The 14,736-nt window shown below is 44.5% G+C and carries 11 protein-coding genes; 5 read left to right on the forward strand and 6 right to left on the reverse strand.

Annotation, left to right across the window (positions count from 1 at the left end):
• Nucleotides 1-15: 15 nt before the first annotated feature.
• The 4 genes from modC to AACT23_RS17500 are packed head-to-tail and all read right to left on the reverse strand — an operon-like array spanning nt 16 to nt 4,051.
• Nucleotides 16-1,122, reverse strand: coding sequence for a molybdenum ABC transporter ATP-binding protein ModC (gene modC / locus AACT23_RS17485; RefSeq protein ID WP_176428704.1), 1,107 nt, complete (start codon nt 1,120-1,122; stop codon nt 16-18).
• Nucleotides 1,122-1,811: a molybdate ABC transporter permease subunit gene (gene modB, locus AACT23_RS17490; protein WP_017046414.1), complete on the reverse strand. Its 690-nt coding sequence runs from the start codon at nt 1,809-1,811 to the stop codon at nt 1,122-1,124. Before modB ends, modC begins: the two co-directional genes overlap by 1 nt.
• Nucleotides 1,801-2,574 carry a molybdate ABC transporter substrate-binding protein gene (modA, locus tag AACT23_RS17495; RefSeq protein ID WP_017048761.1) on the reverse strand — a complete coding sequence of 258 codons (774 nt, stop codon included), beginning with the start codon at nt 2,572-2,574 and terminating at the stop codon, nt 1,801-1,803. Before modA ends, modB begins: the two co-directional genes overlap by 11 nt.
• A gap of 1 nt (nt 2,575) precedes the next feature.
• Nucleotides 2,576-4,051 (reverse strand): cobyric acid synthase, encoded by a 1,476-nt coding sequence (locus AACT23_RS17500; RefSeq protein ID WP_094130171.1) that lies wholly within the window; start codon nt 4,049-4,051, stop codon nt 2,576-2,578.
• Nucleotides 4,052-4,208: 157 nt separating this feature from the next.
• Here AACT23_RS17500 and AACT23_RS17505 point away from each other — a divergent pair, with 157 nt between their 5' ends.
• The 4 genes from AACT23_RS17505 (at nt 4,209) to glgC (ending at nt 8,718) form a co-directional block, all read left to right on the forward strand.
• On the forward strand, nt 4,209-4,580 hold the full coding sequence (locus tag AACT23_RS17505; RefSeq protein WP_026029118.1) for a YgiW/YdeI family stress tolerance OB fold protein: 372 nt from the start codon (nt 4,209-4,211) through the stop codon (nt 4,578-4,580).
• A gap of 136 nt (nt 4,581-4,716) precedes the next feature.
• On the forward strand, nt 4,717-5,241 hold the full coding sequence (locus AACT23_RS17510) for a hypothetical protein (protein WP_017046411.1): 525 nt from the start codon (nt 4,717-4,719) through the stop codon (nt 5,239-5,241).
• A gap of 183 nt (nt 5,242-5,424) precedes the next feature.
• The gene (locus tag AACT23_RS17515) at nt 5,425-7,335 is read left to right on the forward strand and encodes a sensor domain-containing diguanylate cyclase (protein WP_094130174.1); all 1,911 of its coding nucleotides are present in this window, start codon (nt 5,425-5,427) and stop codon (nt 7,333-7,335) included.
• 168 nt (nt 7,336-7,503) lie between these two features.
• Nucleotides 7,504-8,718, forward strand: coding sequence for a glucose-1-phosphate adenylyltransferase (gene glgC / locus AACT23_RS17520; RefSeq protein WP_017047223.1), 1,215 nt, complete (start codon nt 7,504-7,506; stop codon nt 8,716-8,718).
• A gap of 112 nt (nt 8,719-8,830) precedes the next feature.
• On the opposite strand, the gene AACT23_RS17525 is transcribed toward glgC, so the two are convergent.
• The gene (locus AACT23_RS17525; RefSeq protein WP_094130177.1) at nt 8,831-11,986 is read right to left on the reverse strand and encodes a chitinase C-terminal domain-containing protein; all 3,156 of its coding nucleotides are present in this window, start codon (nt 11,984-11,986) and stop codon (nt 8,831-8,833) included.
• A 356-nt stretch (nt 11,987-12,342) separates the two neighbouring features.
• Nucleotides 12,343-13,224, reverse strand: coding sequence for an AraC family transcriptional regulator (locus AACT23_RS17530; protein WP_017047225.1), 882 nt, complete (start codon nt 13,222-13,224; stop codon nt 12,343-12,345).
• 165 nt (nt 13,225-13,389) lie between these two features.
• Between AACT23_RS17530 and AACT23_RS17535 the strand changes: the two genes are divergently transcribed.
• Nucleotides 13,390-14,538, forward strand: coding sequence for an iron-containing alcohol dehydrogenase (locus AACT23_RS17535; protein ID WP_029189759.1), 1,149 nt, complete (start codon nt 13,390-13,392; stop codon nt 14,536-14,538).
• The last annotated feature ends 198 nt before the right edge of the window (nt 14,539-14,736 follow it).

Genomic DNA, 14,736 nt, shown 5'->3' on the forward strand with positions numbered 1-14,736 from the left:
TAATAATGAAAAATATTAATGCGTTAAGACGATATCACGCTGCGACACGCTCACCCCTTTAATTTGCACATACAGCGAATCACCAACATCCAGTTGTAGCTCATCGGCCGCCCATTTGGTTACCGTAGCCCACAGGTAACACCCTTCGCCTAACTTGAGTTTTATCCCCACACTCTGTTTATCAGTACCTTGAGGCTGCTTTTCAAGCTGGCAAATCTGCGCAGACAGAATATTACGAATTGACGTCCGGTTTGGCTTATCAAGCGCCACCGAAACATCATTTGCACGGATCTGTAATCGCAGTGCAGAGCCTACCTCGCCTTCCACATATTGCACCCAAAGTTTGACATCATCTGCAAGCGAGACCTGTGTGAGCGCATAATCTTTGTTGTGCTGGCAGATGTGGGCAGAAAACAGACTACTTTGGTCGGCAAATGATTGCCAAGGACGCATATAATTTGAAGACCACACTTGCTCTAGCTCACCGCTTATCAGCACAGCGCCCTGTTCTAACACAACTAAATGATTAGCCAGACGCAAAATTTCATTCATGCTGTGCGTCACATAGAGAATTGGAATATGTACGCTATGAGCCAGCTCTTCCAAAAAAGGCATCACTTCACGTTTGCGCGGCATATCGAGCGATGCCAACGGCTCATCCATCAATAAAATATCTGGCTTGGATAGTAAGGCTCGGCCAATCGCTACTCGCTGTTTCTCCCCACCCGATAAATCATGCGGATAACGTGTAAGTAATGGCGCTAAAGCCAATAATTTTACGATAGCGGCGAAGTGGTCGGCATCCTTTTTTTTGACACCATAGTTTAAATTGCCATGAACGGTGTAATGTGGAAACAATCGAGCATCTTGAAAAACGTAACCAACATTGCGCTTTTCAACAGGCAAGTTAATCTTTTTTTGTTGACTAAATAGGATGCGGCCATTGATCTCGATTTCACCAAGTTCAGGCTTCACCAGTCCACTGATAATATTGATGAAGGAGGTTTTCCCCGCCCCTGAACGCCCGAAAACAGCACAAATACCACGGCTTGGTAAAACCAAATCCGCATTAAGCTTGATATCACCTAACTGTTTTTCAAATTGAATCTTTAACCCACTCATCATTGAGTCCCTAAGCGCCGAGTCATTCGGCGGCTAATCACTTCAGAAATGAATAACGAAGCCAAGGCAATCGCGATGGAGATAATACACAAACGCATCGCTTCCATTTCGGCTCCTGGCGTTTCTAAAAAGTTATACATCGCAAGAGGAAGCGTTTGTGTTTCACCGGGAATATTGGACACAAAGCTAATGGTGGCTCCAAACTCACCTAGGCTGCGAGCAAAAGAGAGCATCGCGCCAGTGATCAGCCCGGGTATCGTTAAGGGTAATGTAATGGTCAAAAAAACTTTGAGTGGTGAAGCGCCTAAGGTTCGAGCTGCTTGCTCTAACTTAGGATCGACGCTTTCAAGGCTTAAGCGAATCGCACGAACCATCAAGGGCAGTGCAATGATGACACACGCCAACACGGCTCCACGCCAACTGAAGCTGAAACGCAAGCCAAACATATTATCAAGCCACTGCCCAATTACGCCTTGTTTACCCATGGTGATCAACAGAAGATACCCCACAACCACTGGCGGTAAAACGAGCGGCAAATGCACTAGGCTATCCAGTATACTTTTACCCCAAAACTGCTTTCTGGCGAGTAGCCACGCAAAAAACATTCCCAGCGGTAAGAGCCAAAGCACGGTATAAATCGCGACTTTTAAACTCAGTTGCAGTGCAACCCATTCATATTCAGAAAGCAAAGGAATCCGTTCCTGTCATCACGCTAAAACCGTAGTTCTGTAAGATACTTTTTGCTTGATCGCTGCGTAAAAAAAGCATGAATTGATTCACCGTATCACGCTCAGTTAGCTGCACTAAAGGATAATGGATGGCGCTGTGTAGGCTTGAATCAAATTCGTGTACCACTTTGACCTTATTGCTCATCAATGCATCCGTCTTATATACAATACCAAGTGCGGCTTCTTGACGTTCCACTAGCGCAAGCGCTAAACGTACGTTATTGGTTTGAGCCAGCATAGGGGCGAGCGACGACCACACTTTTAACTTTTCTAGTGCCTCTTTGGCATACATTCCCACAGGCACCGCCATTGTGTTACCTATCGCTAAACGTGAACCGTTCAAGGCGTCAAGCCATGCCGCAACATCATTTACTACCAGCGAATTGAGCTTCGACGATTGAGGGGCGATAAGCACCAGCTGATTTCCAGCCAACAATGTGACCTTATCGCTCGTCACAATGTTCTTGTTAAGCAAGTGAGTAACCCAGTTATCATTGGCTGAAATGAAAATATCCGCTGGTGCGCCTTGCTCAATTTGACGAGCAAGCGCGGATGAACCCGCGTAAACGGGCACAATATCTAACGGTTGTTTCGGCTGGTAAGCCGCAATCAATTCATTAACCGCATTCGTCATGGATGACGCTGCATAAACAGTGATTTTCTCTTGTGCATAAACCGCCGTACAGCACAGCATGGCGACGATAGAGAGCAGTATTTTTCTCATGTTAACGCTCCGTTAATTCTGGCCATAATAAGGCCAAGTTCAAATGCTCTTCAATCGCATCCGCAATGCGGTTAATGGCTTGTTCTTTTTGCGCCACATGATCGTAATAACTTATATCAGCGGCACCAGCCCAGCGACAGATAAGCTCAGTTGCAGGAAAACTATCAAAAATTCCGTGCATGTAAGTCCCCAACACTTGCTGGCAATCACTTAATAAACCGTCACGGTTGCCATTGTCTAACGTGATGATTGCTGAGGATGATGCATCATCGAGCGTTGTGCGTCCAACGTGGATCTCGTAGCCTGAGACCTTCGCTTTACCTTGCGGTAAAATAAGCTCGCCTTGAACATTCCTGAGCGTTTTTTCAGCGGTGAGTTCTGTACTGACGTTCAACAACCCCAGTCCTTCACTTTCGCCCGCTCCACCTTCAACGCCGAGTGGATCGCGAATTACCCGACCTAACATTTGGTAACCACCACAAATGCCCATCACTTTGCCTCCGAAACGCAAGTGACGTTTGATATCCTGATCCCAATCTTGCGAGCGAAGATACGCAAGATCGTCCCTAACAGATTTACTGCCCGGAAGCAGAATCAGATCCGCATTTTCGATCCGTTCACCCTTTCCCACATAACGTAAGTCAACATCAGGATTTAAACGCAACGCATCAAAATCAGTATGGTTACTAATGCGAGTTAACACTGGCACCACAATATTCAATTTACTGTTGCTGCTGAGGGTTTGCGCTTGAGTGATCGCATCTTCAGCTTCTAAATCAAAGCCATGTAAATAAGGCAGCACACCAATGACGGGTTTACCCGTTTTTGCTTCTAACCAATCAAGGCCAGATTGCAGTAACGCAATATCACCTCGAAAGCGGTTAATCACAAACCCTTTTACACGCAACTGTTCCGATTCAGAAAGCAGTGCTAACGTGCCATACAAATGAGCAAATACACCGCCTCTATCAATATCGGCAATGATAATTACAGGTACATCGGCCGCTTCAGCAAACCCCATGTTAGCAATGTCGTTTTCGCGTAGGTTGATTTCAGCCGGGCTTCCCGCCCCTTCAATCATGACACTTTGATACTCGGCTTGTAACCGAGCGTAGGAATCAAGCACAGTATTCATCGCGACTTTCTTATAATCGTGATAACCCGTTGCTTCCATATTAGAGAGCGCTCTGCCTTGTAGGATAACCTGCGCACCCGTGTCTGAATTTGGCTTGAGTAATACAGGGTTCATGTGTACCGATGGCTCAACGCCACACGCTTGAGCCTGAACAGCTTGCGCTCTCCCGATTTCGCCACCATCGGCCGTCACCGCACTATTGAGCGCCATGTTTTGCGGCTTAAAAGGGGCTACTTTTATTCCTCGACGTGCTAACACTCGGCATAAGCCTGCAACTAGCACACTTTTTCCAGCGTCGGAAGTGGTGCCCTGCACCATCAATGACCTTAATGTTGATTCCATATTAACTCTACGATAGGCGTTTGCTGGTAATCATACCGTCACAGCTGCTACTCACTCAATAAAATGAATGGAATATTAATGTTCCGCTCAGAGTGTGTTCAACATCTTAGTGTTTAAATCGCTTCATCAAAACAACAAACCCATAGAGGAATTAAAAATGAAACGTACAACACTAGCCCTAGCAGCTTCGATGATTATTGCTCCTGTTTTCGCTTTTGCAGGTAACCATAACCAAAACAGTAATACCATCAATTACAATGGTCCTATCGAACTTACGTCTGTGGAATCGTTGCTAAAAGACACCAATATGTTTACAGAAAAGCATGTTGTGGTTGAAGGAAAGTTGATTCGTCAAATCAGAAAAGACACATTCGTATTCAGTGATGGCAACGGTGAGATTCAAGTAGAACTGGATGATGATATCCACTTCACAGCGCCACTCAATGCCGAGACTAAGGTTCGCCTTTATGGCGAATATGAAGGAGGGCTGACACCTGAAATCGAAGTGGATCAGATCCAAGTTCTATAATCATTACTGTTTATTGCTCTCTTGATGGTAAAACACAAAAAATAAGATGGATTTTTTTGTGAAAATGGCCTGTAATTTGCAGGCCATTGCTGTATCTTATTCAGCTTAATTTTCATCTTTTCAGGACGAAGCGTACATGTATAAAAAAGCGTACTCACTAGGCCTAGTCGGTTTGTCATGCGTTCTTTCTTTCTCTGCGCAAGCTAACAATTTTAATTATAACTTCTTTGAAGTCAGAACCGCTATCAGCCCTGAATCCTCAGGTGCAGAATTTAGTACTTATTTAACCGATAATACACACCTGGTCGCTCGTTACGATTCGAGATTTGACGGAGATTGGGATGCCGCTGGCGGAATTGGCTTTAACGGTCCAATAAACCAATTTGCCGATGTCTACGGACAAATGCTTGTTCACCACATTAGACCTACCGATGAACAGGGTGGCAAAAGCGAAACCCAGTTGGAGTTTAATATTGGCAGCCGGATCTGGTTATCGAGCCAAATTGAAGCCAATATTAAACTGGGTAAGAACGATGAACACTCGGTATTTTGCGCTGGATTACGTTTTCACTCTACCGAACAATTATCGTTAGGAGCTGAAACCAAAAACAACGGCGTTTACGGCCCACAGATCGTCATGAATGTTCGTTTTCAGTTCTAAAACGTAAAGTGGCCTTCAGGCTTAAGCGCATGATGCTTCTTCGCTACTTGTGCGCTTCTTTTTACTCTTTGTATCAACAGAATTACCCCACAAATTTGATGTACTCCACGATATCAGATATTTGGAAGCGACTTCTCATATATCAGCGATATACTATGCACTCAATAACTTATATGTGCCGCTATGTTTCGCTCTTTCTATAAATACTTAGCTCAATGGCTATTTGTTAGTGTCGTGCTTGGGGTTGTGCCCTTTCTTTATTTCGTCAAAGAATTCGACAAAGCTCATGAACAAACTGTGCAAATGATCGAACAAAAAAGCCATTCTCAACTCGAATACAATAAGCACGAACTGCTTACTGCGTTTAATGACGTTTACAATTCCACTCAAATATTGTCAAACAACACCATGTTGTACAGCGCGTTACGTCTTCCCTCCACCGAAAATATCGAAGCGGTACAGGCGTTTTGGTTATTAGCAGCTCGTATTCAAATCCTTTATTCTCGGCTCAGGCTTTTTGATATAGCGGGTAACGAATTAATTCGCGTGAATCAGAGTAATGGATCAACAGAAGCAGTACCAAGATCACAACTAAAAAACAAATTGCACCGAGACTATTTTCAGTATGCGCAAAACCTTTCCCCAAACCAAATTGGGATCTTCGGTGTTGATAGTGAAAGAGAAGAAGAAAATTATGGTGCTACTTCCCAGATAACCGCAGTATTTAGGATTATTGCACCAATAGATTTTGATGGAAAAAGGCAAGGCTATTTTGTAGCAAATCTTAATTTAACCCAGTTGTACAAAAAATTTAACCAGAGGTTAAATTCACTGAGTCGCCCAGACATCATCAGTTTCAAGGGGCAGTATATTCATCATGAAAATGAGATCTTATCTCAGCAAGAAAACCCGTCGAAATACCACCTGCTGAATATTAACAGTGTCGCCCCTATACTCTGGAAAAGTATGCAAGAGCAAGCTTCTGGCACGGTATGGGATAACAACTGCTGGTATAGTTTTACTCAAGTTCCTTTGCAATCCATATTCCCTGAAATGGAGCCAATTTACCTAATTCAGTCATTAAATGGTGATGCGCTCAATAAATTGCTTTCTGCCACAGAGCTAAAAATTAGCTTTCAAGCGGTTGGCATAGCGCTATTAGTAATGACGATTGCGGCCGGTTTTATTCGTTGGAACGCAAACCACGATAAAAACAGTATTGAGAGCAAACTGGCTAGGGCGGCGATGAATGGTATGTCCGCTATGGTGATTACCGATCGTAATAACCGCATTATCAAAGTAAACAATGAGTTTACCCGGATCAGCGGCTACACCTTAGCCGAGGTAAGAGGTAAACAACCTTCCGTTTTTTCCTCCGGTAAGCACAATCAAGCTTTTTACATGAATATGTGGAAAGTGCTGCAAGACGAAGGGTTATGGGAAGGTGAAGTCATTAATAAGCGTAAAGATGGCTCAATGCAAACCGAGATCTTACGTATTCAAACCATCCGTGATTCAGACGGAATTATTCAGTTTTATGTGGCCTCCTTTGTTGATATTAGTCATCGCAAAGAGCTAGAAAATCGCCTGCGTGAGCTCAGCGAGAAAGATGCGCTCACCAACATTTGGAACCGCAGGAAATTTGATCAAGAAATGCGTTCAGAATGCTTACGCGTAAAACGTTACCAAGCTCAAGTACAGTCGTGCTTAGCGATTATTGATATCGACCATTTTAAACGTATTAATGATAAATTAGGCCATGCAGAAGGCGATAAAATCATTCGTTCTGTCGCAACACAATTAAGTGAGCACCTAAGAGAAACGGACTTTTTAGCTCGCATCGGAGGCGAAGAGTTTGCCATCATTATGCCTCATACACCACTGGCAGAAGCTGAGTTGGTCATGCACCGTTTACGAGTAGCCGTTCACTTAAATCATCGTTTAGAAGTGTCGATCAGCGGTGGCATCACTGACATTACAGAAAAACCAGAAGAAGTGTATAAACGGGCCGATATTGCATTGTATGAGTCAAAAGCTTCGGGGCGTAATCTTGTCTCGGTATTGACCAGTGTCGAGATGGAAGAGTTTGCTTAACAATTAGCACCATTTAAGTGCATCGAGAAATAAAATGGGTTTATTTTCGTGCAATTATCGCAAACTTAGTTTGTAACGTATTGTTCGCTATCATTTTTACTTTTGGCTTAAAACTTGTACTACTCTCTAATATGGTAAACAGATTGCACATATTTAGGGAGAAATAAGATGCAAGAAACACTAACCGTTGTGTTAGCAGGTGGTGTCGGTTCGCGGCTATCTCCGCTAACCGATGACAGAGCAAAACCGGCTGTACCCTTTGGTGGAAAATATCGAATCATTGATTTTACACTCACCAACTGCCTACACTCAGGGCTGCGAAAGATTTTGGTCCTGACTCAATATAAATCTCATTCATTACAAAAACATTTACGTGATGGCTGGTCTATTTTCAATCCAGAACTCGGCGAATTCATTTCTGTGATCCCCCCGCAGATGAGAAAAGGCGGAAAATGGTACGAAGGAACGGCGGACGCTATCTATCACAATATGTGGCTACTTTCACGCAGTGATGCCAAACACGTCGTTGTTTTATCTGGTGATCATATCTACCGGATGGACTATGCCTCTATGCTCGAAGCTCATAAGCAAAAAAATGCTGCACTGACTATCGCCTGCATGGATGTCCCAAGAGAACAAGCTTCTGCCTTTGGCGTGATGAATGTGGATAATGACTTCAAGATCACCTCATTCATCGAAAAACCAAGTGACCCACCCTCCATGCCCAATAATCCTCATCGCAGCTTAGTTTCTATGGGGATCTACATTTTTGATATGGAAGTATTAAAAAGTGCTTTGATTAATGATGCTGAACTGGAAAACTCGAGTCACGATTTTGGCAATGACATCATTCCCAAATTGATTGAAAGCCATGCTGCTTATGCGTATGAGTTTTGCGGTGACCGGGGGCGAGTCGCTAAAGATTGTTACTGGCGAGATGTCGGAACACTTGATTCTTTTTATAACGCTAACATGGATTTACTCGAACCCGTTCCACCAATGAACTTATACCAAAAAAACTGGGCCATTCGAACATACGAAGCGCAATACCCACCTGCGCGCACGGTTTCTTCTGCAACAGGTAACGAAGGTATATTCATTAATTCGATTATTTCAAACGGTGTGATTAACTCTGGAGGTTCTGTACAACACTCCATTATTTCTTCAAACGTCAGAATTGATGATGGTGCAACAGTGGTCGATAGCATTTTATTTGATGATGTTGAAGTCGGCGCAGGGTGTCAGCTCATGAGATGTATTATTGATAAACATGTAAAAATCCCTCCACATACTCAAATTGGCTTAAACCCAGTTGAAGATGCCCAGCGTTTCCGTATTTCAGAAAATGGCATTGTTGTGGTACCCGAAAGTTATCAATTCTAAACCTATATTTTTTTGCCCACTCAATTTATCCCTCATTAAAATGAAGCCTTAGCACACGCTAAGGCTTCTTACTTTACACTGAGTTCAAAACATACCGATTAATCACGCTCGGTTATGGGCACGTTGTTGCATCCCAAAACCAATTTGACTGAGTCGGTGACTCCCAAACGCCGGGGTTGTTTTTGGCAATAAAACATTTCCCGTTGTAAATCACAACATCGCCAGTTTTCACCTGTGTGGATCCGGGAACCCAAGTAATGACATTGCTAGGATTCGTGGTACCACCGGTATCGCCACCGCCAGTATCTCCACCGTCACTGCCACCAGAAGATAGGTCAGCAAGTGGAAGATCCGGTTGTTCAAACTTGAAGGCGTAATCGACACCATTAATGTTTACGCTGTAATTTGCAGGCCCAGAAATAGGGAGGTAGTAAACCATATCCAACTCATACACGCCGCCTGCGGGCAGAGCTTTCCAATTAGGTAAGCTAAACGCTACGCGGTGCATGACGCCGTCTAAACCACCGACGTTGTTGGCGCGAGTATGGCCAGAAGCAATCACCTTCAAACCACCACCAGATTGGTCTTTAGCATTATCAGGTGCAGATACGGGGATATCAAACTGGAACTCAGTACCACCTGGGATCTCTTGACCTGTGTTGTTAGTAAAGCTGATTTTCGGATTGATTGGGTAGTTTTGATCACCCACCTTAAATCCACCAACGGAGACCGCGATATCTACGGTTTCACTGGCAATCGTTCCTGTTGCAAGCGTGTTACCATAAGGCGTTGCCGACTTAAACTTGTCATAAATTGCTTTCGTCATGGTATTACCCATGTGGTATTCGCCATTTCCGCTTGCACAAGCTTGCTCTGTTGAATCCACTTGAGTGCGTTGACCATTAGCGTCCAAGACATAACAGTTATAATCGCCCGCTAACTCCCAAAACATGATGCCGCCGATCTCTTTATCGATGACATAATCGGCTTTGGTGTTGATAGACTCTTTATCTTCAGTTGATAAGAACACCCCTTTATCGGCATTCCACAGCCAAGGCGCGACGGCAACGCTGTCATAGTGACGTTGGTAAAGACCGACAAGTTGATCGGCTGGCTCATTCACTGGATCAAGGTTATAAGCTTGGGCGTAAGAGCCCCAAATCCCCTTCTCTAGGTTTTTGGCATGCCACATTGGGTTTGAACCTGCGCCCATCTCGTTTCCTTTCGGATCGGTGTCGTGCCACATGTTGTCAATACCCACCGCGCCGTGGCCACAGTTGTTTTTCTCACCCTCACCAGTGCCCGGAGCACATTCAGCTTGGTTAGGTAATGCCGCTCGCCCCCATAAACCATTCTCTCCACCCGTGACACCTTGCCAGCCGCGCGTGTAGTAAGGAACGCCGATATTGATACGCCCTGCGGGCATAGAACCGCGGAAATAATGATAAGCCCAGTCAGTGTTGAGGTAACCAATACCACCGTATTGAGCCGTACCATACACGTTCCACTGTGCTAACTCTGAATCTTTACCAGTGTCATACAAAGCCGCGTTGTGACCCACGTGATCATTCCATGCACCGTGTAAGTCATAAGACATGATGTTCACATAATCAAGATACTGAGTGACATCAAACGTCTCCATACCACGCAATAGATAACCAGAAGACGGTGCTGCAATCGTCAGCATGTAATGGTGGCCATCTTGTGCCGATGCTTGATCAAGCTTCTGACGTAGTACCTTCATTAACTCTTGGTACGACGCCCATAAATAAGCACGGCGAGGTTCCATAATCGCTTTATCATCTGGATTACCTGCGCCCGCCATTGAGGTTGGATATTCATAGTCGATATCGACACCATCGAATTGATATTTACGAATCATTTCAACAGCCGATGTTGCAAATTTTTCAATACCAGCGTGGTTGATAGAGCCATCAGCGTTGGTTGTCATCGTATAAAAACCACCATCGGCGACACGGTTGCCAGCCGTATCAAAGTGCCCGCCAGTTTCAGCCCAGCCTCCGATAGAAATTAAGGTCTTAACATCAAATTTTTTCTTCGCTGTTGCCAACGCACCAAAATGACCTTTAAAGCCTAATGCAGGATCAATCTCAACCCCAGGCCACTCTTTGCCCACTGCCGCATTATTGGGATCGTTCACATCGCCCACATTCACTTTGCCATCAGAACCTATGCTGACGAAGGCATAGTTAATGTGCGTGAGCTGCTCCCACGGGATGTCTTTTACAAGGTAAGCCGATTGCGGATCATCACCCGCACGCCAACTGGTGAAATAACCGATCACACGACGTGGATGATCCGCCCCCATGATCTCACGACCTTCCGCATCATAAACGGTGCAATAAGGTACATTCACACCTTCGGTTTGATATAAACCATCAGGACGACAATTATTAGCTATTGGCGCGCCATTGACTGTTAAAGTCGCTAACGTGGAATCTGTCGTCGCACCAAGGTTATCAGTGGCGCGTGCAAACACCGCCAAGTTACCCGCTTTTGTCGCGGTGTATTCTAAGGTATACGGAGCACTAACAGCCGTTCCAACCAGCGTTCCCGCAACGAAGAAATCAACTTTATCGACGCTTCCATCAGTATCAGCAGCGTTTGCGGTTAAGGTGACTAAAGCCCCCACGTCAACGGAAACCGCAGAAAGCGTAATATCAACAGTTGGAGCCTGGTTGCCTGGTTGTTGTGCTTCTTTCACCGTTAAGGTCGTTGCACTTTTCACGCTAGCATCACCTTTATCATCGATGGCTACAACACTGAATTCATGCTGACCAGCGGTTGCGACCCACGTGGCTTTATAAGGTGCCGTGGTGACTATACCCACAATTGCACCATCGACAGAAAACTCGACTCGAGCAACGCTGCCGTCACTATCGGTTGCGTTCGCACTTAATATTACGGTATCACCGACAGCAATCACATCTGCTGCGGAAGGTGAAGAGAGATTCGCGGTCGGTAGCTGGTTCTCACCACCGGAAGTGGCGCAAACATCCAACACTTTCCACTGGGCATAATCACCGGAAAAGTTGGCTGGATCGTTACCTTGAGTCCAATAGTTGGCTTGGTAGGCGGTACCACTGTGCTGAACCTTGTTACCGCCAGTATAAACTTTTGACGATTCCCAAGGGCTTAGTGTCGTGCAATCAACGGCTGCATAGCTGTTAAAAGCCATCAAGCAAGAGGCCGTTAAAGTGCTCAGTGTAAAAACACCCTTTGCCACTGTCCTGTTGTTTAAATGCATAGCTGCTCATTCCTTAAGTTATTGTTTCACTGTAAAAAGCCTCGTATCAAGAAGAAACCAGACTTTAATTCTCACGTGAAACAACTGTAGAACAGAGCGATAAATAAGCACCTCAATTTGTTCAAATATCAAAAATCACTCGCAACAAGTTGCACTATTTCTGCAAAAGAGGCATCGTTATTTTGCATCAACAACTAATTATTGGTTAATTTTCCGATTCTAAAAAAAGCGCCGAAATCAGAACAATGTACGGACTGCCTGCCGGTTATTTAACTTACACACTATCAAAAAGAGCAAAAAATATGCAACAACACTAATTGTTACAAAAATGTAGAGTTTAACTTTATGCGCTATTTCTAACGCTGTACTCCTCTTGGGGTTTCATTAAAATGTCGCTTATATTCTCGACTAAACTGAGATGCGCTGGCATAACCAACTAAACGAGCGGCATCGTTCACACGCTTGCCTTCCACACGAATCAGCTCTTTCGCTCTGTTAAGCCTGACTTTTTTTAAATATTGTAAAGGAGATTCTAACGTCACCAGCCTAAAGGCGTGGTGAAACGCCGAAACACTCATATTGGCTTCTTCGGCGAGCAACTGAACGGTAATGGACTGATCATATTCTTGATGTACTTTACTCAACGCTTTGGCTATCCGGGCGTAGTGCCCTTCTTGATGAGCGAGATCAAAAAGCACATAACCGTGCTCGCTGGTTAATGCCCGAAACACAATCTCCTCGACTAAGCTTTCGCCAAGCACTTTAGCTTCAAGATCATCAACCAATGCCGACATCAAACGAATCGCACTTGCTTGCATCTTTGCGCCCATTTCTACTGATTTCAGCCCGCATTTTGATTTGTCTATGCAATCAGATAAAAAACCAGAAGCCTCAAGTCGATCAACCTGTTTAAGGAGAAGTGAGTGATCGATATTAATAGTCAAGCCCAATAACGGTTCACTTTCTGACGCAAAAGCTTCGCACTCAAGTGGTAAAGGTACCCCAACAACCAAGTAATCATTGGGGCCATAATTTACGGGTTGGCTACCAATATGAATGCGTTTATGTCCTTGCCCCAACAATATGATACCGGATTGATACACAAGGGGTTGTCTACCATTACCGCGGCTGCTGCGATAAAACAATACGCCCGGCACTGCCGTTTGGTGAATACCTTCCAAATGATCTAAAGATTGTTTTTCAATGTATTGCTGCATCAGTTGCGCCAGTTTACTCATAATGCCCCCTTATCAAAACTGAAGGAAGAATACGACAATTAGAGAATTAGGCAATTAATTTCGAGAAATTGGTCTATATTGACTGGATAATTAATACTAATATGCACATCGTAAAACACTGACTTGGAGGCGCCGCCTCCTTTTCTATAAGCAAAGGTGAGAATAATGAAATTTACTTATGTTAACCCTACTCTAATTCACTTCGGCCAAGGCCAAATCTCGGCGATCAGTCAGGCGATTCCAAATGACCAAAAAGTACTGGTGATCTACGGTGGCGGTTCGATCAAAAAAAATGGTGTTTATGACCAAGTCGTGAGTGCACTCACTGACCACCAATGGGTCGAGTTTTCAGGTGTAGAAGCAAACCCAACCAAAGAAACCTTAGATAAAGCGGTTGCTATCGTCAAAGAACAGGACATCGACTTTATTCTTGCCGTGGGTGGTGGTTCGGTTATCGATGGTTCAAAATACGTTGCCGCGGCGGCTAAGTATGATGGGGATGGCTGGGACATCATGGTGGGTAAACATCAAGTTACTGAAGCTACGCCTATCGGTGCAATTCTGACTCTGCCAGCAACCGGTTCTGAATCCAACATGGGCGCGGTCATTACCAAAGCACAAACACAAGACAAACTGGCCTTTATGGCTCCAGCGGTACAGCCTAAGTTCGCAGTGCTTGATCCAGATGTAATGAAATCACTGCCTGAGCGCCAGTTGATCAACGGTATTGTTGATGCTTGGGTACACGTCTGTGAGCAATATTTAACCTTGCCAACCAATGCAATGGTTCAAGACGGCTATGCCGAAACTTTACTTAAAAACTTGCTGGTATTGGGTCAACAATATGACCAGCGTGATAATGATGGATGGCGAGCAAACCTGATGTGGACAGCGAACCAAGCACTAAATGGCCTGATCGGTACTGGCGTTCCACAAGATTGGGCGACTCATATGATTGGTCACGAGTTCACCGCATTATGGCATGTTGATCACGCCCGTTCGCTAGCGATTGTGCAGCCTTCCCTACTGCGCAATCAACTTGAGAACAAACGCGCTAAACTTGAGCAAATGGGCAAAAATGTCTTTGGGCTCAATCAAACTAGCGATCTTGCCTTACGCACAATCGATGCGATTGAAGCCTTCTACCACAGCTTGAATGTTCCAACTCAATTTGCGGATCATAACAGTAGCAAACAAGCGGCCATAGACGCAGTTATCGCTCAACTGAACGCACATGGAATGCTTGTTTTGGGTGAACAGCAAGCCATCACGCTTGAAAAATCACGGGAAATTTTGGAACAAGCTATCATTTAGCCTCATTTTTTAGACGAGTGAATAGTGATTTCCACATTCCAATAGCATAGATTCAGCTACATCAAGCAGCGCAATTGAGCGCTGCTTTTTTTGTACTTTTTTTGTATTGGATACTTTATGTAGCGGCCTTTCATTTGACAACGGCGTGCAGACATTAAAACATTATCACTTTTATCGTTAAAACGTTTTTGAATGCGA

It is taken from the genome of Vibrio sp. V09_P4A23P171 (assembly GCF_963875615.1).
GTDB classification, from domain to species: Bacteria; Pseudomonadota; Gammaproteobacteria; order Enterobacterales; family Vibrionaceae; genus Vibrio; species Vibrio anguillarum.